The following is a 25132-nucleotide window of genomic DNA, read 5'->3' on the forward strand; positions in this document are numbered from 1 at the left end:
CATTCTGGCCATCTTCAAAAGCAATATCTGGCGTCGCTAATCCAGCGAAGACCGGAGCCTGTCTGCTGCCTGCCAGCAACGTCCTGATCTTTCCCCACTGAACTCGAAGACGCTCGCGCCTTGTGCCCTGCGCATCGCCTGGCAGCAATCCATTGCAAGCCTGGTAATGCGCGCGACATGAACAGCGTCCGTCCCGAATATTCAGAATATCCGTCAACACGTATTTAAAGTGCCTGCGCGCTTTATATTCCCGTGGTGCTCTCTTAATGGAGCGCCTGAACCGTTGCACCTTTAAAATGGCATTAACCATGAATAGAAATTTAATTGCCGTGAATATTCTTCATCACGAGGAACGGCGACCTGCGGATGCACTTGGCATATATGCAAATGCACTGGAACAATTGGGTCGCGAATCTGTTTTCATTCTTGAATCACTGTCCGGTCCAAGCCGTGATCGCCGAGCGACGATCATCGGGCTCGAGCCGCTTTTCGAAGTGTGCATCAACGAGGGCCAGGCACAGCTGCGAGGCGGCGTTGCCCTGTGCGAACACTTGTCCGCCAGCCTGCGGCAAGCGGGCGTGCAGGTTGACCAGGCATACACGATCCATCTACCCGACAGTGAGGCGGCATGGGACCTGCTCCGGACTATCCAGGCAACGTTCCAGCCGGCGCCCAATGCGCCCTCCAGCCTGGCCTTCTTCGGCTATTTCTCTTACGACTGCGTTCGCCTGATCGAGCGGCTTCCCGACCTGGCCAAACAGACCTACGACTACCCGCTCATTGCCCTGTCGGTCTATCAGACGCTGGTTTATTTCCACAGCAATGGCATTGTCGAAACCCTGATCAACAACCACGACCTCTGGACGCCCCGCACGTTGGAGGACTACCCCTTCCTGAGCACAACCCCAGCATGCGAAGCGCAGGATCCGCCATCGTATCCCGAGGCGTTCGAGGAAGAGCGCACAGTGACCCCAGAGCAGTTCGTCGAGCGTGTCGAGGTGGCGATGGAGCACATCCGCGCCGGTGACGTCTACCAGATCCAGCTCGGCCATGAGGTTCGCATCCGCTCGCAGGTTTCGCCGTTCGCTGTGTACCAGCACCTGCGCCTTCGCAACCCCTCCCCCTACATGTACCTGGCCCACTTAGGTGGCATCGATCTGATCGGCGCCAGTCCCGAGCTGTTCGTCAGGATCAAGGACGACTTGATAGAAATGCGTCCGATCGCCGGCACCGTCGGCAAGAAACCTGGCGTCGATCCGGCTCAGTTGGTCCTGGAACTGACCCGCTCGGAAAAGGAGCGCGCCGAACACCTGATGCTCATCGACCTGTGTCGCAACGACATTGGTCGTGTGTGCCAGGCCGGCTCGCTGGAGGTCGATGAATTCATGCTGGTGGAAGAGTACTCGCACCTCTATCACATGGTGTCCAACGTTCGTGGCCTGCTGCGCCCGGGCCTGGATGCCTACGACGTGATCAAGGCCTCGTTCCCCGCGGGAACCATGTCCGGCGCGCCCAAGGTCAGGGCAATGGAACTGATCGAGGGGATGGAAAGCAACCGCCGGGGCATTTATGCCGGGGCCCTTGGCCTGGTCGGTTTCGATGGCAGCGTCAACACCGCGTTGTGCATTCGCTCAACGGTCTTCGACGAGGGTACGTACCACTTGCGGGCATCCGCCGGCGTGGTGGCCGATTCGGTGCCCGAACTGGAGTGGAAAGAGACGCTGTACAAGATGGGTTCCGTCTACCGGGCAGTGACCGGCCAGGAGATCGCACTGTGAAAGTATTCCTGATCGATGCTTACGACAGCTTCGTCTTTATCATCAGCCAATACCTGGAACAACTGGGGCTGGAAACCCGCGTCGAGCGCCATGACGTGCCGGATCTCATCCAGCGCATCGAAGCATTCTCGCCGGACTTCTGCGTGCTGGGCCCAGGGCCTGGACATCCGGCCGACGTGGGCTACATCCAAGTGATCGAGCACTTTCAGGAGACCCTGCCGCTGCTGGGTGTGTGTCTGGGTCACCAGGCCATCGGCCTGGCCTTCGGTGCCCAGGTTTGCCGGGCCCTGCTCGTGATGCACGGCAAGGTGAGTACGATCGAGAACGACGGCAAGGGCGTCTATGCCCACACCCAGGCACGCCCGATACAGGCCACCCGTTATCACTCGCTGATGATCAGCGACCAGCCATTACCCGACTGCCTGCAGATCACCTCGAGATCCACGGACGACGGCTATGTGATGGGTGTACGCCATCGTCACCTGCCGGTGGAGGGAGTGCAGTTCCACCCTGAAAGCATCCTGACCGAAAACGGCCTGGACCTGTTCCGCAGTTTCATCCGCTGTTACGTGCACAAGTGACCCCACCAGGAAGGGGCATGCGCCCCTTCTCCAACCATTGACTCGCCGGCTGACGGGAGCCAGGAATGAGCACGATGGGTTGCTGCGACGCTCCATCCTCAGGAATATCCTGATGGCATATTCAACTCAGCGATGGCAAGCTTGCGACCGGCAATACAGGCCCGTGTGCAGTTGGGCAGCACGTTCATATCCGATGCTGGCTGCCATTCACCTCGGGTACCCATCACCTCTCACTCAACTGAACAAGGATGTCGGCATGAAAATCTCCCTTGGTATCGTCACCCTGGCCGGGTGCCTGTCCACCTTTTCTGTCTCGGCCGCAGGTCCGAGCCACAGCGATCTGTTCAAGGCCCTGGCGCAGTGCCAGGCCAGTGCGCAGCAAGTGAGCGAGTTCAATGGCCTGGTCGACGCTGAACAACTGACGCTCCCCAAGGATGAAGCCCACAGCCCGTGGGGCGGTGGCGCCTGGCAAGCCACTGCGGCGCTGACGGTGCACGGCGTGTCGTCGACCACCTTGGTGATGACCGACCGCTTCAGCTTCTTTCTCCAGGCCAAAAGCAGCAACCCGAAGGCCGATGCGCAGAAGCTCGCCAGCACCCTGAAACTGGAAAAGACGTTGGATACCGACGGCTATGTTGACTACCAGCGCGACCTCGGCAACGGCGCGACCCTGCGCGTGGTCTCCACGGAAAACAAGGACAGCGACCTCTATGTGGGTTGCAGCTACGAGCAGGATGCTTCCTGAGGCCTGGCGATACCCTCTCCCGAGAATACCGAAGAACCGAGTCGTTAATGCCCGGGCATCGGACTGTTTGGGCGTTTTACCTCGCGTTGTTGCCTTACCGAGTCAGGGTTGGCAATGCGGTTCGATTGAGGCCCGCCAGACGTACGCAATAACAGGCCGATTTCCTGCGCGCTGACCGCCTTGCTGAAAAAATATCCCTGGATTTCATCGCAGCCATTTTCACGCAGGAAGTCTTGCTGCTCTCGGGTTTCGACACCTTCGGCAATGACCTTGAGGTTCAGTTTGTGCCCCAACGAAATCACCGCGGTGGCAATGGCCTTGTCGTTCTCGTTGTCGGGCAGATCGCGTACGAAAGACTGGTCGATCTTGAGTCTGGCGATCGGGAAGCTTTTCAATGCGGCGAGACTGGAGTAACCGGTGCCGAAGTCGTCGATCGAGAGGCTGATCCCCATTGCTTGCAATGCCTTCATTTTGCTGATGGCTTGCTGAAGGTCCTGCATGATCAGGCTTTCGGTCAATTCCAGCTCAAGGTACATCGGGTCCAGTCCACTTTCTTGCAAGGCATGCTTCACCCGGTCGATCAGGTCCCTTTCGATGAACTGGCGGGCGGAGATGTTCACCGACACGGTGATCGGCGGCCAGCCGGCGTCCTGCCACGCCTTGTTCTGTCTGCAGGCGGTACGAATCACCCAGTCGCCGATGGGCACGATCAACCCGGTATCTTCGGCCTGGGGAATGAATTTGATCGGAGACACCATGCCCAGATCGGGGTGTTGCCAACGGATCAACGCCTCTACGCCGATGATCCGGCCTGACTGCAAATCCACCTGGGGCTGGTACAACAGCAGGAATTCATCATTGTTGAGTGCGCTTCGAAGCCCGTCTTGCATGGCGAGCTTGCCCTGGACCTTGTTATTCATCTCGCTCGTATAGAACTGAAAACTGTTGCGCCCCAGTTCCTTGGCCCGGTACATGGCGGCGTCCGCATTGCTGAGCAACGTGTCGGTATCGCTGCCGTCGGCCGGGTAAGTGGCCAGCCCCATGCTGCAGGTGACGTGGAGTGTATGGCCGGCGAGCTGAATCGGCCGCAGGATGGCTTCCTGGATTTTATGCAGGACTGGCGTCACACCGTCGAGATCCGAGGGCTGGTCGAACAGAATGATCACAAACTCGTCGCCTCCCAGTCGCACGACGGTATCGGTACGACGTACACACTCCAGCATGCGCTGGGCGACGGTTTTCAACAGTTCGTCCCCGGCACTGTGCCCAAGGCTGTCATTCACCAGTTTGAACTTATCCAGGTCGAGAAATACCACCGTCACCAGCCGGTTGTAGCGCTGGGCATAAAGCATCGCCTGCTTGAGACGGTCTTCGAGCAGGGTGCGATTCGGCAGCCCGGTCAGTGCGTCATGGTCGCCCATATAGCGAATGCGCTTCTCGGTCAGTTGGCGTTCTATCGCAATGCCGGCAAGCGGTGTCGCCATGTCGATCAATTGCGTCTCGGCCGGGCTGGGGCTGCGTACGGTGTTAGCATACAAGGCAAAGGTACCCAAGACCTTTCGCTCATGGGACAGGATCGGCGTCGACCAGCAGGCGCGAAACCCATAGGGTTCGGCGAGTGAGCGGTACGCTTCCCACAATGGATCCTGCTGGATGTCCGTGACGATGACCGGTTCTCGTCGATACGCCGAGGTGCCGCATGAACCGACGTTCGGACCGATCTCGACCCCGTCGATAAGCTGGCTATAGGATTTTGGCAAGCTGGGCGCCGCCCCGTGCAGCAGGTGCTTGCCCTCCTCATCCAGCACCAGGATAGACACCTTCATGCCCTCCAACTGGGACTCGACCAGGTGAGCCAGGCTGTCGAGCACTTCTGCAAGCTCGGTGCTCCTGGCGATCATTTCCAGGACATGACCTTGTCCGGCACGGACAATGGCTTCTTGCTCCAAGCGGTCGTTTTGCACGGCGAGCCGTTCCGTGGCGATACTCAATTGAGCCGTTCTTTTTTCCAATTGAAGTCGATCTTCGAGGAATTGATTCACCGCGCGCGCCATGTTGCCGATCTCGTCCTTGCCATGGTCCGCCATCATCAGATGAGTCTTGTCAGCGTGTTCCTGGCGCAATTGCCGGCTTATTTCATTCAGGCGCACGAGCACATGGCGACCCATGAAGACCCGGGTCACGAACCAGGCGAATACCAGGCTGGCGCCCAACATGATCAGCACCCATTGCTGGCTGCGATTCGAGCCCTCGACCAGGCGCTGCACGGCCTGGCGATAGTCTTCGGTGTAGGCACTCGATTGCGCCCTGGCCACCGCGACCAGCCTCCCGGCTTCGTTCTTCAGTTGCTCATTGAAGCGCTGCATGACGTTATGCTGATTGATGAGCGTCTGGCGCAGGGCGAAGAGATCGGGCATCGCCACATCAGCGTCAGGCAACTTGCCTGAGGTGCGTGACAGTCCCTCGTATCGGATCCGCAGCCGTTGCACGGCCTCGCTGTCAGCCGCTTGCGGCAGATCGAAAAGCATCATCGCCAGTTCCAGGTTGGCCCGGGTCTGGGTCGCGGTGAGCCGGGCGGTTTGATCCTTGAGGGCCTGCTCGAAGGTGACCTCGGTTTGCAGCAGGCTTTCTCGCAGTTGCGCAACGATGTTGGCGGTATTGCGGAACATCTGACTCGACTGATGCATGTCGAGTATCGCCACGCCACTGTTGGCGGCAGTCAGTTGCTGCACCAGTTGATCGAGGGCTTCAAGCTGCTCGACGGTCGCCGCATAGCTTGAACGCAGGATGTCGGGGGAACGGCTCGTCAGAAACTGGTCGGTCTGGCGTTCGATCAGCAAAGTGCGCTGCGCCATGTCTTGCCCATCTTGCATGCGGACCAGTCGTTCATCCGTCAACTGGCGAGTGGCGCTGTTTGAGGTGCGCAACGCATAGACCGCTGTGGCGCCCCCTGCCAGGATCAGCAGCGCCAGCGTCAGGAACGCCAGAGTGAACTGTGCCCGCAGCGACTGCGGCAATAGCGGGCGTCCAAGTCGGAAATTCATGTCCAACGTCAAGGATTCCATTGGTGGCGATAGATGTCTCGATAGCCATTGTCAGGATCGTAGTGAAATTTTTTCCCGCCATCGAAGGCCATATTGTCGGCATTGACCAAGTGAATCGGTGCCACGAAGCCGCTCACCGGCTGGCCTGCGAACAAGCGGTTCAATTCATCCATCACTTGCCAGCCATGCAGGTTGAGCGGTTCGGCCACGGTAACGGTCTGGTAGGTTTTTGCCTGTATGCGCAAGAAAGCCGAAGCGCTGCCGTCACCGGCAGACAACAGACTGATGCCGTCACTGGGTATGGCGGCGTTGGTCAACGAGGCAATCGAGTAGTCGAAATAGATGTCGTTGATGGCCAGCGTGTGGGTCCAGCGCTTGCCATAGCGCTGAAGCAACTCCTTGGTGATCGCTGGCATCTTCTCGCCACTCTCGGAGATCGCGACATCGCGCACCTCCAGCAACGTACATTCTCGGCAGGCCCGGATGACGTCCTCCATTGCCCTGGCTTTCGCCATGGCAATGCTGTACTTGGAGTCGGTCAGGATGACCACGCCGGCGCGTCCGCTCGACTGCGCCACCGCCGCCATGGCCGTGAGGCGGGCCACTTCAAGCGGGTCAGTGGTGACGTTCATGGCCACCGGCGTGCCGTCGATCGGCCCGGGGCGTACTCCGACGTGCCAACCAACCACCGGCACTTCCTGGTTGGCGAACAGAAGCAGCGCCGCATTGTTCTCAAGGGCATCGGAGCCGCACAGAATGAGGCCGTCGGGCTTCGCTGCCAGGGCATCGGCAAAGGCCTTCGCGCGCCCAGCCGATGATCCGGCGCCATCGAATATCTTCAGCGTCCAGCCCAACGCGTTGGCAGCCTCCCGAGCGCCCTGCGCGACACCGACGATGCCTCCGTTACGCAAATCTTCTGCGACGAGCGCGATGCTCTTGCCCCGCTGGGCTTGCGGGCCGGACTCTGGGCCGTTCCAACGAACGGTGCCGAGGGAGGCCCTGGAAACGATTTCCTGTGCTTGAGTCACCGTGACCTTGTCGTTCTCGGCATCCGTTGCGGTTGACAGGTTCTGGCCGTATCCGGAAGTTGCCGTGAAAAGACAGGCTACCGTTATGCAAGCCATCCCCAGTAGCCAGGGACTCAGTAATCTGGGCCTGATCAAACAGGTGGGGTCACCGCATGTGATGCCGGATCTGGGGCCGGTAACGCGATCATAGTCTGGCATGACGTCCCTTTTTGCCGAGAATGCAGTGTTCCCAAAGGATAGTCGGTTCTGCTGCCATCAGGTCCTTTGTGGGTAAAAGGGCAATGCCAGTGATAAAAAATGGATTTCAGAGGGATCAAGAAAAAACGGGGCAGCCCCATCAATGATTCAACCCATCGAATTACTGCACAGGGTGCAGCTATGCCTTGCATGACCAAGGTATTGTCCATGCAAAGGTCTGCAATCATTCTCCAGCGACACACATTTTCGAATCCTGAGGAGTTGCTGGAATGGTCACGGTCATTGGTTTTTCTTCCACGGGTGGGCCGCAGGTTCTAGAGGTCAAACAGGACGGTCATGCTGCGCCCGGCTTCGGTGAGGTGTGGCTCCAACAGCATGCCATCGGCATCAACTACCTCGACGTCACCCAGCGCAACGGCGCGGTTCCCGTCGCCCTGCCTTCGGGGTTGGGTCTGGAGGGGGCCGGGCTGGTCACTGCGGTAGGACCAGGTGTCACTCACGTCAAGGTCGGTGATCGCGTGGCGTATGCCACCGGCCCGCTGGGTGCCTACGCGAGTGGCCGCTTGGTTCCGGCCGGGAAACTGGTACCACTTCCTGCATCGATCAGCTTCCAGGATGCTGCCGCCGTACTGTTCAAGGGCATCACCGCCCAGTACCTGCTCAAGAGCACTTATCCCGTGGGGCCGGGAACGGTCATGGTGTTGTATGGCGTCGCCGGTGGTGTCGGCGCAATCATGGCCAAGTGGGCCAAGCATCTGGGCGCTTTCGTGATCGGAGTCGTCTCTCGTGCGCAAAGCGTCGAGAAGGCGCGGGCTCTGGGCTGCGATGAAGTCCTGGTTTTCGATGCCCAGACGTTGGCGCAGGAGGTGGCTCGCATCACCGACGGCAAGAAGGCCGATGTGGTTTACGACCCGATTGGGCGAGTCTCGTTCGCAGCATCGCTCGATTGCCTGCGCCCGCGCGGGCTGATGGTGTCTTTCGGCGCATCGTCAGGTGCGCCACAAGCGATCGAAGTGGGCATGCTCAACGCCAAGGGTTCGCTATTCCTCACCCGCCCCTCGATTGCCGCCCACACCAGTAGCGTCGAGGAGTACCAGGCGCGCGCCAATGACGTATTGGCCGCGCTCCAGGCCGGAATCATCGAACCCGCCGTCTGGAAAACCTACAAGCTGGAGGACGTCGCACAAGCCCACGCGGATCTGGAAAGCGGCCGCGCTTCAGGTACTCTGCTGCTCATTCCCTGAAATGTCCTTGAGTATGCCTCAGAGGTTGTGGACACGTGATCACACTGGATAGCCGCCACACGGACGAATTTGCCGCCTTGCTGGCGCTCGAATCGCAAGGTTCGTTCGTTGCCGCCGCGCGGCTTTTGCAGCGCCACCCCACGATCATTTCCAAACGCCTCGCGGCGCTGGAAGCCCGCCTGGGAGTCAGGCTGCTCGAGCGCAGCACCCGACACATCCGCCTGACAGACGCCGGGGCCCGCCTGGTCCGACGCCTGCGGCTGGCGACCGAGTTGATGGTTGAAGCAGAGCAGGAAGCAACGTCCGGGGCCGCCGAGGTGCGTGGCAATCTGCGCCTGGCGGTACCGGCAGCCATGGGCAGGCTCTGGTTGGCGCCGATACTGCCGGAGTTCCTGGCGGCCCATCCGCATTTGACGCTCACCGTGGATTACAGCGAGCGTCTCGTCGATGTGATCGCCGAAGGTTTCGATGTGGCAATACGCCTAGGTGAACTCAACGATAGCCGCCTGATTGCCAAGCGCCTCGGCGATCATCGGCGCATCCTTTGCGCGTCTCCCGGTTACATCGAACGCCATGGCTGGCCAGCGTCACCCGCGGAACTGGTCAATCACAACTGCCTGGGATTCACGGGACTGGCGTCATACCCGGAATGGAAGCTCATCCGCGCCGACGAACACTTCAGCGTGCACCCCCAAGGCTCCCTCGTGTCCAACGACAGTGAAGCGCTGTTGAGCGCGACCATTGCCGGCACCGGCATCCTCGGTGCGGGGGAGTGGCTGTTCAGCCGTGCGTTGGCAAACAAAGAACTGGTCAGAGTATTACCGGACTGGGAGTTGGGGGCAAAAGGAGGGATCTATCTTATCCGGCCCTCGGCAAAATTTGCCTCCTCCGCCACCCTGGCGCTCAAGGAATGGCTCGAGGGCAAGCTCGTTCAAACGGGCACTGTCAGGGCCGCGTAAAAAAGGCCAGCACCACAATGCAAGCCCGCTCCCCCAGGTTTCGGTTCGGCTATCCCCACCTAATAAAGCATTTACTTCCATCCGGATGACGCCAACTTATTGGCACAAAAAACACCGAGATAAAAATAAATTAATACAGCGACGGTTTCCCGACGCACGGTAGCCATGCGCCATTGCTGGGGGTTCAAGTCGAGGCTCATCATCCGCTGGCAACCCCCGCAGTACGTTCAGGCCGCCGAGCTGAACGAAAGGATGTAATCAATCGCTTCGCTCAATGGAGCAACACCGAGATGATGACTGTATATTTTGTTGTCATGACGATTTGCAGTGGCATCGAAGGCTGTGTCGAGGAACGCAAACAAGGACCAACTTTTGCTTCCAAGGCAATATGCATGGAGACGGCCAGAGGCATGGCTCCGCGCAAAGGCGTGAAGTTCAAGTGTCGTAGCGAGCGTTTGTGGGTGGTCGATGAGACGCCGCCGGTAGAAGGTTACAGCAAGATTGTCTCGACCAAGACCGCAGGTCAGCCTTAGCCACCGAAGTGGGCAAATCGCGCCTACGATCAGTTGCCAAGCATCTGCCACAACGACGCCCCTACCCCGGTAATGCTCTCCCCGGCAATCAACCCCGCCGCCGCGGTGATGGCGAAGCGTTCTGTGAGGGTCGGCCAGCGACAGCTCACCAGCCAGGTCAGCACCGCACCAAGGGCCATCATCAGGGACACCGAGGCCGGCAACACGAAGGCCAGGCCCAGGGCCGCCGTGCTCGGCAGGTACCGGGCCCGATGCGCCGGCAGCACGCTGTCGAGCACGCCCAACAACAAGCCGACCAGGCCGCCGATGAAAATCGCCCAGCGAATGCTCGCGGACAATGAATCCAGGCCCAGGGTCAGGGTTTGCGCCACGGCCTTCCAAGTGGCGACCGCCGGAGCCGGCCACTCTTCGGAGAGCAGCATGGCTTGCGGGTCCGGGATCAGGGCCAGGTAAGCCAACACGCCGACGATGCTACCGACAAAAATCCCCAAGGTCTGGGCGATCAGTTGCTTGCGCGGCGTAGCGCCAATCGCCCGGCCTACCTTGAAATCGTTCATCAAGTCGGTGCATTGCCCGGCCGAACCGCCGGCGGTGTTGGCGCTCATCAGGTTGATCGGCACTTGCCCTGGCGCGACGATGCCGAAGCTCAACTGGGACAATTGCCCGATGGCACCGATCGGTGGAATGCCCGTGGCGCCGACCACCCGGGCGGCTACCGCCGCCAGGCAGATCGCCAAGGGAATGGTCAACAGCGCCATCCACGGGTTGATGCCGAACAACAGCACTTGCAGGCTCACCACCAGGACGATCGCCAGCAAGGAACCTGTGGCAGGCCCGGCCTTGGGTGTCGTCCAGATCGCCCCGCCGCCAGCCTTGGTGGAGCGGTGCAATGCCCACAGGCGAATTGCCAATGAGGCCAGGGTCGAACACACCATCAGGCTCACCCCCGGCCAGAGCAACCACTCCACCAGCGCAGCGAACTGCGGGCCGCTGCTGCCGGGCGGCAACCGCACCAGGCCTTGGGCCAACAACCATGGGGCCAACCCGCCCCACGCCAGCAGCGCGCCGAGCAGCAGGGTCAGACCCACGCGAATGCCGATGATCGCGCCGAAACCGACCAATAGCAGCGAAGGGTCAGCGGTAAAGGTCAGGCGCTCCAGTTGAGCGGTCGGCGACCAGCGCGGGATAGCCCACATGAAGGTGTCGACCCCCTTGGCCACCCCGGACAGCAGCGCGGCGCTGAGCAACACCTTCAAACGCGTCGCGGCTTCGTGGCCGTGGTTGTAGATGTGCAGCAAGGTTTCCAGGGTCGCCATACCCTCGGGAAATTTCAGCGCCTTGTCATTGAGCAGTGACGGTCGCAGATACCAGGCAATCCAGATCCCCAGGAAACTCACGGAAAAGACCCAGGCCACCATGGGAATGGCGTCCAGCTGCTGGCCGGTCAGCAGAGTGTAGGCCGGGATTGGCGCGACCAGCCCACCGGAAATGATCGACGCAGCGGCAGAGGCCACGGTCTGGTTGATGTTGCTTTCGTGCAGCGTCCAAGGCAGCCGCCCCACCGATCGACTCGCCAAGCCTTGCCAGATGCCATAACCGACCAGCAAGGCAATGATCGACATATTGAACGACCAACCAATCTTCAATCCGGCATAGACATTGGACGGCGTCAGCAGGACACCCAGGACAATGCCCGTACTGACCGCGCGCAAGCTGAGTTCGCGTTCGACAGGGGCGTTCAAGGGCAATGTGGACGAGGTTGGGTGCATGCGAAGTCCTTATCGGCACTGGGAAGCAGCCGCCAGAGCCAGACAGGTCCCCTGTGGGTCACATAAAGCGGCAACTTAATAAGTGAACGCAGTATTCGCGCAAGGTTCACATGGCGAAGGGAAACCCTGGCGAACGTGCTCGCCAGGATCCTCAATTGATGGGCATGAGGTGAGGAATGTCGCGAGCGCCGCGACGCATCGCGACCCAGGCAGCGCTCGACTTATTGCCCGCCCTCGCAATTGACCATCCAGGCGATCCCGAAACGGTCTTCGAACATGGCAAAGCGTTCCGCCCAGAAGGTCCTCGCCAAGGGCATGTGCACGCTGCCACCGACACTCAAGCCCTTAAACAGCCGCTCGGCCTCCTCCACGCTGTCGACGTTGAGGGAAACCGACACGCCTTGCGGTTTGCTGTACGGCTGGCCTGGCGGGCAGTCAGAGGCCATCAGGCTGAAAGCATCGACGGTCAGGCAGGTGTGCAGGATCAGGTCGGGATCCTTGGGCATGCCGGTTTCCTCAGGCGCCTGGGCAAAGGACATGGAAAACAGCTCGCCGCCCAGCACCTTCTGGTACAACGCAAAGGCCTCTTTGCAACGACCGTCGAAGGTCAGGTAGGGAATGATTCTCATGGTGGGTTCTCCTGTAGTCGGCTTCACGATTGACCGGACATCTGCGCCCGCAAGCGTTCTTCCTGCTCGCGCAATTCCGGCGTAAAGGACTCGCCGAACTCCTCGAGCTCGAAGATCTGGCGGATCTCGATTTCACTGTCGCTGACCATCGGGTTCGGGCAGCGCTTGACCCAATCGATGGCCTCCTGCAATGACTGGACCTTGAAGATCCAGAAGCCGGCGATCAGCTCCTTGGTTTGAGCGAAGGGCCCATCGACCACCGTCCGGTCCTTGCCGGAAAACTGCACACGCACGCCCTCGACACTGGGATGCAGGCCTTCACCGGCGAGCATCACCCCGGCCTTGACCAATTCTTCGTTGTAGGCGCCCATGGCGGCCAACAGTTCTTCGCTGGGCATCTGTCCGGCTTCCGATTCCGGACTGGCTTTGACGATCACCATAAATCGCATGCTCTGATCTCCTGAGAGTGGATGGATCAAGCCGTCCGTGTGGCGGCTCTATGGGCTAATCGAATGGCGTTGGCCGAAATCGACAATCCGATGCGAATATTTTTTTACAGACTCCGAGCCAGATTGCTGGACTGACGATCACCCACTCGACATCCATTGTTCGACGCACCTCGAAGTGAGGAACCCGTCGAGCCCATAGGCTATGAGCCAACTTGGAGGAGATGGCGATGACACACACCCGTTTTTTTGGAAAAACCGTACTGACCTGCACGTTCATCCTGGCGATTATCGGTTGGGGGGTCGGCTTCTATGGGCCACCGATCTATATGCAAGCGGTCATGGAGCGCACGGGTTGGCCGATCGCCCAGGTTTCGACTGCCGTTACCTTGCACTTTCTCAGCGGCACGATCGTCATCGCCAACCTGCCACGACTTTACGCACGCTTCGGAATACCCGCCATTACCCTACTGGGCAGCATCGTCCTGGGCATCGGCGTGAACATCTGGGCTCAAGCCGACCAGCTATGGGTGCTGTATGCCGGCGCCGTCTGTTCGGGTATCGGCTGGGTGACATTGGGTGCCGCCGCCGTTAACACCCTGATCGCTCCGTGGTACGTCAAGGACAGACCCAAGGCCCTGGGCAAGGCCTACAACGGCGCCAGCCTGGGTGGCGTGATCTTTTCGCCGCTGTGGGTGTTGCTGATCGAGCGTTTCGGCTTCGCCATGGCGGCGTTGGTGATCAGCGTCATCGCCGTGCTGCTGATAGGCGCCCTCGCCTTCCTGGTCTTCAGCAAAAGCCCACAAAGCCTGGGACAACATCCCGACAATGCAGACCAGCCCGAACCCCTGCCGATCAGCGCCAGCGCCACGCCGTGGAGCACCATGCAGACGCTCAGGTCGGCACGTTTCCGCACACTGGCAGCCGGCATGTCCCTGGGGCTGTTCGCCCAGATCGGCTTGATCGCGCACCTGTACTCGATCCTGGTCGGGCGCATGGGAGCCCATGACGCTTCATTCGCCATGGGCCTGGCCACTGCCAGTGCGATGGGCGGGCGATACGTCGCCGCACGCCTGATGATCCAAGGCATGAACCGCCGACAACTGGCCTGCCTCGGTTATGCCATCCAGGTGCTGGGCACGCTGATGCTTCTCGGCCTGGACCTTCACCCGACTGTGGCCTGGATAGCCGTGGCGCTGATCGGTTCGGGCATCGGCAATGCCACATCGTTGCCGCCACTGATTGCCCAGGCCGAGTTCAGCCGTGAACAAACCGCCAGGGTGATCGCCCTGATGGTCGCGATCAGCCAGGCCACCTACGCCTTCGCCCCGGCCTTTTTCGGCCTGCTGCGCTCCGCCTTCACCGATCAGAATCACGCCATCGGCGCCGTCGTGACAGGCGCGGTCGTGGTACAGGTGCTGGCCATTCTGTCGTTTTATCGAGGTGTATCCGCGCGTCCCTTCAAGAAAACCGCTTACTGACCTCTTCCCTGGCCGGGCGGTGCCCAACCCGATCACTACCCGACCTGGTTTCGCAAGATGAGGCTGTTCGCCGACCACTTAATTTAAGTGCTCGAAGATTTCTTTTTCAGGCTTCCGTGGCTGCCCGCACATAGACCATCCATGACCCGGTTCATCAATCCGATGCAACCGGCTTCACCACGCTTTGACTGGCAGCATTCGGCTGTGAACTCAATCAATCGACGCAACAAACAGGCCGACTAGTAAGGCGTGCGCATTGTTGTAAATGCCAGGCTTTAAGCATGGTCAAATTGTCCTCATTCGCCGCCAGGGGACCATTAGTGCTTATCGCCGCAAACAATCAAACCGAGGCTTTCAAGTCCACGCCCAATGCCTGGGCAAATGCCTTGACCAAGGGGCTGCGTACAATGTTATGGCGCAGTATCAAACTGAACGGCGTGACGATGTAGAACAGGTCTGGGCGCACCGCGCGAAACTCTCCCCGCGCTACCATCGGCGCGGCATAGTGCTGGGGCAGGAACCCCAGAAAACGCCCCGTCTTGATCAGCAGTGCAACGGCCTCCACCTGGGTTGCCGAGGCGGAAAAGCTGTCGTAGTGGGCAAATTTCAGTTTGTCGCGATGAATCGCGTAGCGATGGTTGATGCACTCGTAATCCTTGAGCACATTTTCCCCCATGTCCGCGTCCGCCATGGAGAACAGCGGATGGCCGAGCGCGCAATAAACCTCCGAGCGCTCTTCGTATAGCGCGTAGTAATCGAACTCTTCGCGCTTTTGATAAATCGGCACGATTCCCGCCACCAATCGGCCCTCGACGACACCTCTTTCAACCTCATCGAGTTGCGTAGCCTGAAGTTGAAACCTGACCTTCGGAGATTGTTCGTTTATACGCCTAAGCGCGGCAACTAACGGAGAATTATAATCGGAGATCGTATTATCAATAACCCCCACCCCAAGATCACCGACAAGTTCATTTTGTGCCGAACTAAGTCGATCTCGAAAGTTGTCGACCGAGGCAAATAAGTCTATTGACGCCTGATACACCAGACGCCCCTCTTCCGTCAGGTGAAAACCCTCTCGCCCCCGTGTGCAAAGGCGCATGCCGATACGGATTTCCAGGTCGGAAATCTGTTTGCTGATGGCTGCCAACCCCACATTCAGCTCATTTTGCGCGGCACTGAAACCTCCTGCCTCGACCACGGCCTTGAACACCTTGAGCAGTTTGAAGTCCAGTCCACTGAGGGCTAACGGTGCCCGTTGCAGCGGTTTCGGCGGCGGGTTTCCGGAATTGGAAAGTGGGGTTTCCATAATGCTTATTTACCTCTGGCGCCTTATTCAACAACCTGTGCCCAACAACAAAAATATAGCCGGCCTAATAATAATGAACACAGAAAACCAGGCTTGGCAACCGCCAATAAATCCCGAATATCAGTGCCAAACCACTGATCTCGAAACATTAAAAGCTGACACTTCGATCAGTTCTCGCTCCGTTGCAACTGCCCTCTTGAAAACTGCCCTGGCCTGATTTCGCTCGCTTATTTTCCAGCGACGTTTCGGCCCGCAATCCCTATTCAGTTCGCGTTACCGACGAGGAAAACAACAATGTCCCAAACCACCGACCGTCTCTGGGGTGCTCGCTTCACCAGCGGCCCATCCGAAGCCTTGGCGGCCCTGTCCCGTTGCCCTGAGCGCTACTTCCGGCTCACCCCGTACGACCTCGCCGGCTCCAAGGCCCATGCCCGGGAATTGCAGCGCGCCGGACTGCTGAACGAACAGGAAACCCTGACCATGCTCGACGCCCTGGAGCGCATCGGCGTGGACTACCGCACTGGCAGCATCGCCCCGACCCTGGATGACGAAGACGTCCATACCTTCATCGAGCGCCTGTTGACCGAACGTCTTGGCGCCCTGGGCGGCAAGCTGCGTGCCGGTCGTTCGCGCAATGACCAGACCGCCAACGACCTGCGGCTGTTCCTGCGTGACCATGTCCGCACCCTGGCCGTTGAAGTACTGGGCTTGCAGCAGGCGCTGGTGGCGCAGGCCGAGCAACACATCGAGAGCATCTGCCCCGGCTTTACCCACCTGCAACAGGCCCAACCGGTCGTGTTTGCTCACCACCTGCTGGCCCACGCCCAGTCGATGCTGCGCGATGTGCAGCGCCTGGTGGACTGGGACGCGCGTACGTCGCTGTCGCCACTCGGTGCCGCGGCCATGGCTGGCTCGGCGATCGCTCGCCTGCCTCAGCAATCGGCAAAAGAAATGGGCTACAGCGGTGTTTGCGAAAACTCCATCGACGCCGTGGCCAGCCGCGATCACGTCGCCGAATTCCTGTTCATCGCCAGCATGCTCGGCATCAACATCTCGCGCCTGGCCGAAGAGTTTTGCCTGTGGTCGTCGCGGCAGTTCCGCTGGGTCGCACTGGATGATGCCTACGCCACCGGCAGTTCGATCATGCCGCAGAAAAAAAACCCGGACATCGCCGAACTGGCACGGGGCAAGGCGGGACGCCTGATCGGCAACCTGACCGGCCTGCTGGCCACCCTCAAATCCTTGCCACTGTCCTACAACCGCGACTTGAGCGAAGACAAGAACGGCGTGCTCGACAGCGTCGATACCCTGTTGCTGGTGCTGCCGGCCATGGCCGGAATGGTTGCGACCATGACGGTCAACGTCGAAGAACTGCGTCGCCAGGCACCACTGGGCTTCACCCTCGCCACCGAAGTCGCCGACTGGCTGGCGGTGCGCGGCGTGCCGTTCAAGGAAGCTCACGAGATCACCGGTGCATTGGTCCAGGCTTGCGAGAAACACGACATCGAATTGTGGGAAGCCTCGCCCGCACTGCTGGCGGAAATCGACCCGCGCCTCACACCACAAGTACGCGAAAGCCTGACCCTCGAAGCCGCCATCGCGGCCCGCAGCGGCTGGGGCGGAACCGCGCCACAACAGGTGCGCGAACAGATCGGCCGCCTGAAAACCGCCCTCGCCGCCCAGCAGCAATGGACCGAGGACTATCAGGGCTTCCGCCTCTGAAGCCGCGCACAAAACCGGTGGGAGCGAGCTTGCTCGCGATTACGGTTTCACCTTCAACATCAACGTGGACTGACCCACCGCTATCGCGAGCACGCTCGCTCCCACAGCGATAGCGCCGAAACCGAGTACGGAGAACCACCATGAGCCAGACACAGGCAGAACGACTCCAGGCGGAGCGCAAGCTGGCGGAAAACCAGTTCGACATCACCCAGTACGATCATGTGCCCCGGCGGTACTACGGAAGGATCTTCTTCGCCACGGTGATCGTCATCGCGCTCATCGGCCTGGTGCGCGCCTTCGCCGAAGGCAAGATCGAATGGTCCTACATCGGCCAGTTCCTGACCTCCCAGGCGATCATGTGGGGCTTGCTCAATACCATCGTCATGGCGGTGCTGGCGATGGCGCTGGGCATCGTCTTCGGCGTGATCACCGCGATCATGCGCATGTCGGCCAACCCGATCCTGCGCTACGTGGCGCTGACCTACACCTGGCTGTTTCGCGGCACGCCGCTGATTCTGCAACTGCTGTTGTGGTTCAACCTGGCGCTGATCTTCCCTACCATCGGCATCCCCGGCCTGTTCGAAATGGACACCGTGAGCCTCATGACCCCATTCGCGGCGGCCCTGCTTGGCTTGAGCATCAACCAGGGCGCCTACACCGCCGAAGTGGTACGTGCCGGCCTGCTCTCGGTGGACACCGGGCAGTATGAAGCCGCCAAGTCGATCGGCATGCCGCGCCTGCAAGCGCTGCGGCGAATCATCCTGCCCCAGGCGATGCGCATCATCATTCCACCGGTGGGCAACGAGTTCATCGGCATGGTGAAAATGACCTCGCTGGCGAGCGTCATCCAGTACTCGGAACTGCTCTACAACGCGCAGAACATTTACTACGCCAACGCCCGCGTGATGGAGCTGCTGATCGTCGCCGGCATCTGGTACCTGGCCACCGTCACCGTCCTGTCCTTTGGTCAAAGCCGCCTGGAGCGTCGTTTCGCCCGCGGCGCCGGCAAGCGTTCTTGAGGAGCCCCCCATGAGAAGCATCGTCAAGGCCGTGAGCCTGAACAAATATTACGACCAGTACCACGCGCTCAAGGACATCAACATCGAAGTCGAGCAAGGCGAAGTGCTGTGCATCATCGGCCCGTCCGGCTCGGGCAAGAGCACCTTGCTGCGCTGCGTCAACCAGTTGGAAAAAATCGATAAGGGCGGTCTGTGGGTCGACGGCGAACTGGTGGGTTACCGGATCGTCGGCAACAAACTGCACGAACTCAACGAAACGCAGATCGCCCGCCAGCGCCTGTCCACCGGCATGGTGTTCCAGCGTTTCAACCTGTTCCCGCACATGACCGTGCTGCAGAACATCATCGAAGGGCCGTGCCAGGTGCTCAAGCGTTCACCCAAAGAGGCGAACGAAGAAGCCCTGGAATTGCTCGCCCGCGTCGGCCTGGCCGACAAGCGCAACAGCTATCCGATCGAGCTTTCGGGCGGCCAGCAGCAACGCGTCGCCATTGCGCGTGCATTGGCCATGCGCCCCAAGCTGATGCTGTTCGATGAACCCACTTCGGCACTCGACCCGGAACTGGTCGGTGAGGTGCTGTCGGTAATGCGCGATCTTGCGCAGACCGGCATGACCATGATCGTCGTCACCCATGAACTGGGCTTCGCTCGCGAGGTTTCCAACCGCATGGTGTTCATGGACGACGGGCAGATCATGGAGGCTGGAAGCCCCGAAGAAATACTAATAAGTCCGCAAAACCCTCGCACCCAAAGCTTCATTTCTGCCGTTCGAACCTAGGCGCCCGTTGGCGCTCACAACACTCATAAGAGAACGACCATGAAGAACTTCGTTATTCCAGCAGTACTCGCAGGCGTTATGGCATCCGGCTTCACCTTCGCCGCGGAACTTCCGGCCAGTATCAAGGCCAAGGGTGAAATCGTCGTAGCGATCATGCCGAACTACCCGCCGATGGATTTCAAGGACCCGGCCACCAACACCCTCACCGGCCTGGACTATGACCTGGGCAATGCCCTGGCCGAACGCCTGGGGGTGAAGATCAAATGGCAGGAAACCGGCTTCGAACAAATGATCAACGCCCTGACCACCGACCGCGTGGACATGGTGTTGTCGGGCATGACCGACACCGTCGAACGTCAGGCCAGCGTGACCTTCATCGACTACTTCACCAGCGGTCCGCAGTTCTACACACTGCAGAAAAACAAGGACACCAACGAGATCGTCGACCTGTGCGGCAAGAAGGTCGGCACCAGCCGCCGCACCAATTTCCCGACGGAAATCGCCGAGTGGAGCAAGGCCAACTGTGAAGCCGCCGGCAAGCCTGCGATCAATGTGATCGGCACCGAAGGCTCGGCCGATGCCCGTGCGCAACTGCGTCAGAGCCGCATCGATGCGGCCATGCAGGGCAGCGAAACCCTGCCCTACCTCAAGACCCAGGAAAAGGACATGTACAAGACCGTGGGCCTGCCAATCTCCGAGCAGTACACCGGGTTGGGCGTGAGCAAGAAAAAGCCCGAGCTCAGTGAAGCGGTGAAGGTTGCCCTGCAAAGCATGATCGATGACGGCAGCTACCAGGCGATCCTGAAGAAGTGGGACCTGGAGCTGGGCGCGATCAAGACCGTGACCATCAACGCCGGGAAGTAACCGCGCAGCCTCCCCTAATCCAATGTGGGAGCGGGCCTGCTCGCGAAGGCGGTGTGTCATTCAACGTCAATGTTGCCTGACTTGACGCCTTCGCGAGCAAGCCCGCTCCCACAGGGATGGGTTGTGTACTTGAAAGCTTATTGGAGCACCGCAGATGTCCTCCTCACCCCAACCCACCTGGCCCGATCAGCACAAGGCTTGCATGGCCCTGGCCTTCGACCTCGATGGCCCGACCGGTGACGCCATGCTCGATGGCTCGATCTGGCGCAAGCCCGAGTACTTCGGTTTCGGTGGCTATGGCCCTTACCGGGCGCTACCCCGATTGCTCGACCTGCTCGACGAGTTCCGTATCCCGACAACCTTCTTCGTCCCGGCCTGGGTCGTAGAGAACTGGCCGAGCCAGTGCCAGGCGATTGTCGAGCGCGGGCATGAGGTGGCGTATCACGGCTACAAACACGAATCCTTTTACACCCTGACACCGGATCAGCAAAAAGCGGTGATGGACACCTCCCGCAAGGTGTTCTGGAAACACCTGAACATCCGCGCCGAAGGCTTTCGTACGCCGTCCGGTGACTGGCGTACCGACACCCCGGCCATACTGATGCAAGCTGGCGTGAGCTACTCCAGCAGCATGCGCGGCGATGACCGGCCGTACCTGGTGAACGTGCCGGGGTTCGATACGCCGTTGGTGGAAATCCCTGGCCGCTGGGAAATGGACGACTACGCCTCCCTCGCCTACACCCGCGCGCCGAACTTCCCCTCCGGGCTGGACCGCACGGCCAGCTACGCGCTGACCCTGGATAACTGGTGCCGCGAATACGACGGCGCGATGGACGAAGGCTTATGCCTGACCACCCTGTTCCACCCCAAGATTACCGGTAAGCCGGGGCGTATCTTGCTGCTGGAAAAACTCTTCGAACACATGCGCCAGCGCGACGACGTGTGGTTCGCCACTTGCCGCGATGTCGCCCAGTGGTGGCTGAAGGAGCATCACCATGGCTGACTCCACTCTCTGGCCGAAAGGCTATCGCTGCGCCGTGGTATTGACCGTCGATTACAACGACATCCACGGCATCCTCACCCAAGCCCCGGAAGTCGCCGGGCGTGACAAGACCTTGTCGGTATGGCGCTACGGCAGCCAACGCGGCGTGGCGCGCTTGCTCGGCCTGTTCAAGGAACTCGGGGTCTGCAGCAGTTGGTTTGTCCCCGGCATCGTTGCCCAGGAAAACCCCGAACATATTCAGGCGATCCAGGCCGACGGCCATGAGATCGCCTGCGCCGGTTATCGTCATCAGAACTACGACACCTTGGACCTGGCCGCGCAAAGCGATGATATCGCCAAGGGCCGCGAGGCCTTGGCCGGGTTGACCGGCCAGCGCCCGGTCGGTTTTCGAATCCCGGCGGGCAATGGTGCGCCGGGGTTCATCGAGGCCTTGAGCGATCAGGGCATTCTCTGGTCCTCGTCGTGGCGCGGCGATGACCTGCCATTCGCGCACCCGACCGCCCCCAGCGTCATTGAACTCCCCCTGCACTATGAACTGGAAGACGAGCCCTACTTCGCCTTCAACTTGAGCCCGGCGGTGCCACCGGCGCAATCGCGGATCGCGTCCTACAGCCACACCTTGGGCAACCTGCAAATGGACTTCGCCGGGTTTCATCGCTTTGGCCTTTGCTACGTGCTTCGCCTGCACCCGGAAATCATCGCCACGCCGGGGCGGATAAGCGTGCTGCGCGAGTTGATCGAGGGCATTCAACAGCACGATGACGTATGGATCGCCACGGGTGCCGAGGTCGCGCAGTGGTGGGCGGAGACCGCCGCGCCGGTCGCTGAGGATCATCCGGCGTCGGTTTACGAGCGACATTATCGGGATTACGTTTTATGAGCGAGCGTCTGCAACGCCTGGTGCAATTCTGTGTGGATCTGCGCTTTGAAGATCTACCGCCTGCGCTGGTGGCGCAAGCCAAGCGGCACATTCTCGATACATTCGGCGCAGCGTTGGCCGGAGCCGACAGCGGTGTCGCGGAACAGGCGCGCAAGGTGTTCGCCGGTGAAGCGGGTGAAGTGTCGGTCTGGGGCACTGACGTGCAGGTTTGCGCGGCTCAGGCAGCGCTGCTCAACGGTGTCGCCGCCCATGTCCTGGAGCTGGACGACACCGGTGGCTGCGATCACTCCGGCGCCGTTGTGCTGCCGGCGGTGATGGCAGCGGTTTCGCTGCTCGCGCGGCCAGTGAGTGGCCGTGAGTTCATCAGCGCCGTAGTGATCGGCTACGAAGTCGGCCGTCGGGTGCTCGAAGCATGCGGTGGCTATTCGGCCCACAACGGCGCCGGTTGGCACTCCACCGCGACCTGTGGGGTGTTCGGCGCGGCAGCAGCCAGTGCGCGCATCCTGGGCCTGGATGCACGGCAGACCCTCGCGGCGCTGGGCATTGCCGGCAGCTTCAGCGGTGGTCTGTGGGCCTTCATCCACGACGGCTCACAAAGCAAAAAACTGCACAGCGGACGCGCCGCAGAAGGTGGGCTACTGGCGGCGAGGTTTGCCCAACAGGGGATCAGCGGGCCTGCGCAGTTGTTCGATGAGGTCTGGGGTGGTTTTCTAACAACCCTCGCCCCGGCGACCTCGATGCCAGAAGCGCTGGATGCAGGCCTCGGCGTGGTCTGGAAGCTCGCCCGGTGCTCGATCAAACCCTACGCCTCCTGCCGTGGGACCCATTCGGCCATCGACGCCCTGGGCCTGCTGCTGGATCAACTGAATGTGCGGAGCGACCAGGTCGAATCCGTACAGGTTGCGCTGAGCGGGTTTCTCCACAACATGTGTGGCGGCCAGGACGTCAGTACCCTGGCCGCCGCGCAAATGAGCCTGCCGTATGCCTTGGCCGCGCGGCTGGTGCAAGGGCATTGCCGATTGCAGGCCTATGACGATTTACAACGCAACGATCCGCGCATGACCCAATGGCTGTCGCGCATTCAGCTAGAAGTGGACCCACGCCTGTCCGAGGATGGCGAGCCGCTGGTGACGCTGCGCACCGTGGATGGCCGGCAGGCGAGCTTATGTGTAGAAATACCATGGGGCGCGCCAGGCAATCCGCTGAGCGATGTGGCCCTGGAGGAAAAGTTTTTCAGCTTGACGACGCGGGTGATGCCGCGGGAACAGGCTGAAGGATTACTGCGGCAACTGTGGCGCGTCGAAGAACTGCAATCGGTACACACGCTGGATCGCTGGATCGTCCGCGATGGCAGCGACGGGACATTACGGCGAACGCCGAAAATCTGAATAAGGACATTTGCACCACCGTGGCCACTTACTCGCTCGTTATTCGACGCTTGATGATCGTTTCGCTGACAATCGTGGTCAGCCGCGCCATTACCAGTCCATTGCTCACGTTATTCCTGAGCAACAAGTTGGGCCTCAACCAACAGGACGTCGGCTTGCTGCTGGGGATCGCCGTGTTCATCGCCACCCTGTTGGCGCTGTATGGCGGCTATGTCATCGACCGCCTGGAAAAGCGCCGACTGCTGATCCTGGCGATGCTTTCCAGCGCCATCGGTTTCATCCTGCTGACCTTTGCCGAAAACCTCTACCTGACCACCCTGACCGTGGTGATCACCGAGACCGCGTCAGCGTTGTTCCTTATCGGTTCAAAGGCGATTCTCAGCGAAAACCTGCCCGTGGGCCAGCGCGCCAAGGCGTTTTCCCTGCGCTACACCCTGACCAACATTGGCTATGCCACCGGTCCCATGCTCGGCGTGGTGATTGCCGGTGTCTATCCGATCGGGCCATTCCTGATCGCCGCTGGCATCGCGTTTTCCAGCATTTTCCTGATGACCGGCATCCCCAGGGATGCCGCGCCAACGCCGGTCATTGGTCAACCGCCGAGTTTTCTCAAGACGCTCAAGACCCTGAAAAACGACCGAACCCTGATCATGTTCACCTGCGGCTGCCTGCTCAGCACGGTGGTGCACGGACGCTTCACCCTCTACTTGTCGCAATACCTGCTGGTGACCCACGATTCCAAACGCGCGCTGGACATCATGGCCGCCCTGCTCGCCTGCAACGCCATCTGTGTGATTGTGCTGCAGTATCAAATCGGTCGGTTCCTCGATCGCGAGAAGCTGCGCTACTGGATCACCGCAGGCACCAGCCTGTTCATTCTTGGCCTGATCGGCTTCAGCCTGGCGGACAGCATGGTGAGCTGGTGCGTGGCGATGTTCATTTTCACCCTCGGTGAAATGATCATTTACCCGGCCGAATTCCTTTTCGTCGACACCCTGGCCCCGGAAGAACTGCGCGGCAGCTACTACGGCGCGCAAAACCTGGCAGCGTTGGGTGGCGCCCTGAGCCCGGTGATCTGCGGATACCTGCTGATGCACACCCCGGCCCCCACGATGTTCTATGCGTTGAGCGCACTGACCGCGATGGGGGGCCTCTTGTGTTTCATGAGTGGTCGTCGGATGGCTAAAGTAATCTGAGCCAGGCACTGCACGAGCGCGCAGCACGATGAAGTTTGTTGCAGACCGGGCTATGCTAAGGCGCCACCCGCCCCGGCTGGCCTGGCTTGCAAGGAATGCGTCATGGAGTTCGTGGTTCATAGTTATTGCCTGAAAGGCGCACGCCAGGAGCCTTTGCTGCCGCCTGTCACCCTGACACCGACCTCGCTGACCTTGACGGTCGCCGAGCTCATTCGCCTGACCGTCGCCGAACAGATCGCCGCGCTGTCGGTCCAGCACTGGCTGGCACAAGTGTCGGTGCGCGAAGTGCTCGATCGCCAATACCTGAGCGAGCGGGACGTTCTTCGTCAAGCCGGTGAAGGTGCGGTTGTCATGCCTCAGGCCAGCGCACCTCTGGACCTGGATGTCAGCGTTGAGGTCGAACGCGCCTTGAAGGGTTTTGAAACCCGTGCGTTCCGCGTTCTGCACAACGGCGTCATGCTGCAAAGACTCGATGAATCCATTGAATTGAGCCCCCCTTCCACGCTCGCGTTCATCCGCCTGGTGCCGCTGATTGGCGGTTGAT

General features: G+C 60.3%; 22 protein-coding genes. 16 read left to right on the top strand and 6 right to left on the bottom strand.

The window, feature by feature from the left end:
- Positions 1–308: 308 nt before the first annotated feature.
- The 3 genes from PBDP_RS17985 (at position 309) to PBDP_RS17995 (ending at position 3104) form a co-directional block, all read left to right on the top strand.
- Positions 309–1778, top strand: a complete 1470-nt coding sequence (locus PBDP_RS17985; protein ID WP_212801092.1) for an anthranilate synthase component I family protein — start codon at positions 309–311, stop codon at positions 1776–1778.
- Positions 1775–2359: an anthranilate synthase component II gene (locus PBDP_RS17990; protein ID WP_212801093.1), complete on the top strand. Its 585-nt coding sequence runs from the start codon at positions 1775–1777 to the stop codon at positions 2357–2359. Before PBDP_RS17985 ends, PBDP_RS17990 begins: the two co-directional genes overlap by 4 nt.
- Before the next feature lie 256 nt (positions 2360–2615).
- A complete protein-coding gene (locus PBDP_RS17995) occupies positions 2616–3104 on the top strand; it encodes a hypothetical protein (protein WP_116832737.1) in 489 nt (162 codons plus the stop codon).
- Between the two features lie 44 nt (positions 3105–3148).
- Here PBDP_RS17995 and PBDP_RS18000 read toward each other — a convergent pair whose 3' ends face one another.
- Together PBDP_RS18000 and PBDP_RS18005 are read right to left on the bottom strand one after the other, a co-directional pair.
- Complete coding sequence (locus PBDP_RS18000) at positions 3149–6169, bottom strand: EAL domain-containing protein (protein ID WP_212801094.1); 3021 nt, start codon at positions 6167–6169, stop codon at positions 3149–3151.
- The gene (locus PBDP_RS18005; protein WP_212802520.1) at positions 6157–7176 is read right to left on the bottom strand and encodes a substrate-binding domain-containing protein; all 1020 of its coding nucleotides are present in this window, start codon (positions 7174–7176) and stop codon (positions 6157–6159) included. The genes PBDP_RS18000 and PBDP_RS18005 overlap by 13 nt, the downstream gene beginning before the upstream one ends.
- A gap of 467 nt (positions 7177–7643) precedes the next feature.
- On the opposite strand from PBDP_RS18005, the gene PBDP_RS18010 reads away from it, so the two are divergent.
- The 3 genes from PBDP_RS18010 (at position 7644) to PBDP_RS18020 (ending at position 10110) form a co-directional block, all read left to right on the top strand.
- Positions 7644–8618 (top strand): quinone oxidoreductase family protein, encoded by a 975-nt coding sequence (locus PBDP_RS18010; RefSeq protein ID WP_109753279.1) that lies wholly within the window; start codon positions 7644–7646, stop codon positions 8616–8618.
- Between the two features lie 35 nt (positions 8619–8653).
- Complete coding sequence (locus PBDP_RS18015) at positions 8654–9577, top strand: LysR family transcriptional regulator (protein WP_163858105.1); 924 nt, start codon at positions 8654–8656, stop codon at positions 9575–9577.
- Between the two features lie 290 nt (positions 9578–9867).
- Positions 9868–10110, top strand: coding sequence for a hypothetical protein (locus PBDP_RS18020; RefSeq protein ID WP_116832739.1), 243 nt, complete (start codon positions 9868–9870; stop codon positions 10108–10110).
- Between the two features lie 29 nt (positions 10111–10139).
- On the opposite strand, the gene PBDP_RS18025 is transcribed toward PBDP_RS18020, so the two are convergent.
- The 3 genes from PBDP_RS18025 to PBDP_RS18035 all read right to left on the bottom strand — a co-directional run bounded on the left by PBDP_RS18025 (position 10140) and on the right by PBDP_RS18035 (position 12957).
- Positions 10140–11879, bottom strand: coding sequence for an OPT family oligopeptide transporter (locus PBDP_RS18025; RefSeq protein ID WP_212801095.1), 1740 nt, complete (start codon positions 11877–11879; stop codon positions 10140–10142).
- A 221-nt stretch (positions 11880–12100) separates the two neighbouring features.
- Positions 12101–12508, bottom strand: a complete 408-nt coding sequence (locus PBDP_RS18030) for a VOC family protein (RefSeq protein ID WP_212801096.1) — start codon at positions 12506–12508, stop codon at positions 12101–12103.
- A 23-nt stretch (positions 12509–12531) separates the two neighbouring features.
- Complete coding sequence (locus PBDP_RS18035) at positions 12532–12957, bottom strand: YciI family protein (protein ID WP_109753284.1); 426 nt, start codon at positions 12955–12957, stop codon at positions 12532–12534.
- Positions 12958–13184: 227 nt separating this feature from the next.
- On the opposite strand from PBDP_RS18035, the gene PBDP_RS18040 reads away from it, so the two are divergent.
- Entirely contained in the window at positions 13185–14435 is a 1251-nt protein-coding gene (locus PBDP_RS18040) for an MFS transporter (RefSeq protein WP_109753285.1), read from the top strand.
- A 340-nt stretch (positions 14436–14775) separates the two neighbouring features.
- Here PBDP_RS18040 and PBDP_RS18045 read toward each other — a convergent pair whose 3' ends face one another.
- Positions 14776–15741 carry a LysR family transcriptional regulator gene (locus PBDP_RS18045; RefSeq protein ID WP_116832743.1) on the bottom strand — a complete coding sequence of 322 codons (966 nt, stop codon included), beginning with the start codon at positions 15739–15741 and terminating at the stop codon, positions 14776–14778.
- Positions 15742–16035: 294 nt separating this feature from the next.
- Between PBDP_RS18045 and argH the strand changes: the two genes are divergently transcribed.
- The 9 genes from argH to PBDP_RS18090 all read left to right on the top strand — a co-directional run bounded on the left by argH (position 16036) and on the right by PBDP_RS18090 (position 25131).
- A complete protein-coding gene (argH, locus tag PBDP_RS18050; protein WP_212801097.1) occupies positions 16036–17463 on the top strand; it encodes an argininosuccinate lyase in 1428 nt (475 codons plus the stop codon).
- Positions 17464–17603: 140 nt separating this feature from the next.
- Positions 17604–18482 carry an amino acid ABC transporter permease gene (locus tag PBDP_RS18055; RefSeq protein ID WP_212801098.1) on the top strand — a complete coding sequence of 293 codons (879 nt, stop codon included), beginning with the start codon at positions 17604–17606 and terminating at the stop codon, positions 18480–18482.
- Positions 18483–18492: 10 nt separating this feature from the next.
- Positions 18493–19257, top strand: a complete 765-nt coding sequence (locus PBDP_RS18060) for an amino acid ABC transporter ATP-binding protein (protein ID WP_109753289.1) — start codon at positions 18493–18495, stop codon at positions 19255–19257.
- 39 nt (positions 19258–19296) lie between these two features.
- The gene (locus tag PBDP_RS18065; protein ID WP_109753290.1) at positions 19297–20121 is read left to right on the top strand and encodes an ABC transporter substrate-binding protein; all 825 of its coding nucleotides are present in this window, start codon (positions 19297–19299) and stop codon (positions 20119–20121) included.
- A 154-nt stretch (positions 20122–20275) separates the two neighbouring features.
- Positions 20276–21124 carry a polysaccharide deacetylase family protein gene (locus tag PBDP_RS18070; RefSeq protein WP_212801099.1) on the top strand — a complete coding sequence of 283 codons (849 nt, stop codon included), beginning with the start codon at positions 20276–20278 and terminating at the stop codon, positions 21122–21124.
- Positions 21117–22004 (top strand): polysaccharide deacetylase family protein, encoded by an 888-nt coding sequence (locus PBDP_RS18075; protein WP_212801100.1) that lies wholly within the window; start codon positions 21117–21119, stop codon positions 22002–22004. Before PBDP_RS18070 ends, PBDP_RS18075 begins: the two co-directional genes overlap by 8 nt.
- Positions 22001–23392 (top strand): MmgE/PrpD family protein, encoded by a 1392-nt coding sequence (locus PBDP_RS18080; protein ID WP_116832748.1) that lies wholly within the window; start codon positions 22001–22003, stop codon positions 23390–23392. Before PBDP_RS18075 ends, PBDP_RS18080 begins: the two co-directional genes overlap by 4 nt.
- A gap of 20 nt (positions 23393–23412) precedes the next feature.
- A complete protein-coding gene (locus PBDP_RS18085) occupies positions 23413–24588 on the top strand; it encodes an MFS transporter (RefSeq protein ID WP_349306081.1) in 1176 nt (391 codons plus the stop codon).
- Between the two features lie 102 nt (positions 24589–24690).
- Positions 24691–25131 carry a hypothetical protein gene (locus PBDP_RS18090; RefSeq protein WP_212801101.1) on the top strand — a complete coding sequence of 147 codons (441 nt, stop codon included), beginning with the start codon at positions 24691–24693 and terminating at the stop codon, positions 25129–25131.
- The last annotated feature ends 1 nt before the right edge of the window (position 25132 follow it).

This window comes from Pseudomonas sp. St290, from assembly GCF_018325805.1.
GTDB classification, from domain to species: domain Bacteria; phylum Pseudomonadota; class Gammaproteobacteria; order Pseudomonadales; family Pseudomonadaceae; genus Aquipseudomonas; species Aquipseudomonas bijieensis.

Excerpts from the sequence above, each read along its gene's own strand:
- PBDP_RS17995 (WP_116832737.1), top strand. The coding sequence starts at position 2,616 with ATGAAAATCTCCCTTGGTATCGTCACCCTGGCCGGGTGCCTGTCCACC.
- PBDP_RS18060 (WP_109753289.1), top strand. The coding sequence starts at position 18,493 with ATGAGAAGCATCGTCAAGGCCGTGAGCCTGAACAAATATTACGACCAG.
- PBDP_RS18020 (WP_116832739.1), top strand. The coding sequence starts at position 9,868 with ATGATGACTGTATATTTTGTTGTCATGACGATTTGCAGTGGCATCGAA.
- PBDP_RS18070 (WP_212801099.1), top strand. The coding sequence starts at position 20,276 with ATGTCCTCCTCACCCCAACCCACCTGGCCCGATCAGCACAAGGCTTGC.
- PBDP_RS18010 (WP_109753279.1), top strand. The coding sequence starts at position 7,644 with ATGGTCACGGTCATTGGTTTTTCTTCCACGGGTGGGCCGCAGGTTCTA.
- PBDP_RS18000 (WP_212801094.1), bottom strand. The coding sequence starts at position 6,169 with ATGGAATCCTTGACGTTGGACATGAATTTCCGACTTGGACGCCCGCTA.
- argH (WP_212801097.1), top strand. The coding sequence starts at position 16,036 with ATGTCCCAAACCACCGACCGTCTCTGGGGTGCTCGCTTCACCAGCGGC.
- PBDP_RS18055 (WP_212801098.1), top strand. The coding sequence starts at position 17,604 with ATGAGCCAGACACAGGCAGAACGACTCCAGGCGGAGCGCAAGCTGGCG.
- PBDP_RS18075 (WP_212801100.1), top strand. The coding sequence starts at position 21,117 with ATGGCTGACTCCACTCTCTGGCCGAAAGGCTATCGCTGCGCCGTGGTA.
- PBDP_RS18040 (WP_109753285.1), top strand. The coding sequence starts at position 13,185 with ATGACACACACCCGTTTTTTTGGAAAAACCGTACTGACCTGCACGTTC.
- PBDP_RS18065 (WP_109753290.1), top strand. The coding sequence starts at position 19,297 with ATGAAGAACTTCGTTATTCCAGCAGTACTCGCAGGCGTTATGGCATCC.
- PBDP_RS18025 (WP_212801095.1), bottom strand. The coding sequence starts at position 11,879 with ATGCACCCAACCTCGTCCACATTGCCCTTGAACGCCCCTGTCGAACGC.
- PBDP_RS18045 (WP_116832743.1), bottom strand. The coding sequence starts at position 15,741 with ATGGAAACCCCACTTTCCAATTCCGGAAACCCGCCGCCGAAACCGCTG.
- PBDP_RS18080 (WP_116832748.1), top strand. The coding sequence starts at position 22,001 with ATGAGCGAGCGTCTGCAACGCCTGGTGCAATTCTGTGTGGATCTGCGC.
- PBDP_RS18090 (WP_212801101.1), top strand. The coding sequence starts at position 24,691 with ATGGAGTTCGTGGTTCATAGTTATTGCCTGAAAGGCGCACGCCAGGAG.
- PBDP_RS18035 (WP_109753284.1), bottom strand. The coding sequence starts at position 12,957 with ATGCGATTTATGGTGATCGTCAAAGCCAGTCCGGAATCGGAAGCCGGA.
- PBDP_RS17985 (WP_212801092.1), top strand. The coding sequence starts at position 309 with ATGAATAGAAATTTAATTGCCGTGAATATTCTTCATCACGAGGAACGG.
- PBDP_RS18030 (WP_212801096.1), bottom strand. The coding sequence starts at position 12,508 with ATGAGAATCATTCCCTACCTGACCTTCGACGGTCGTTGCAAAGAGGCC.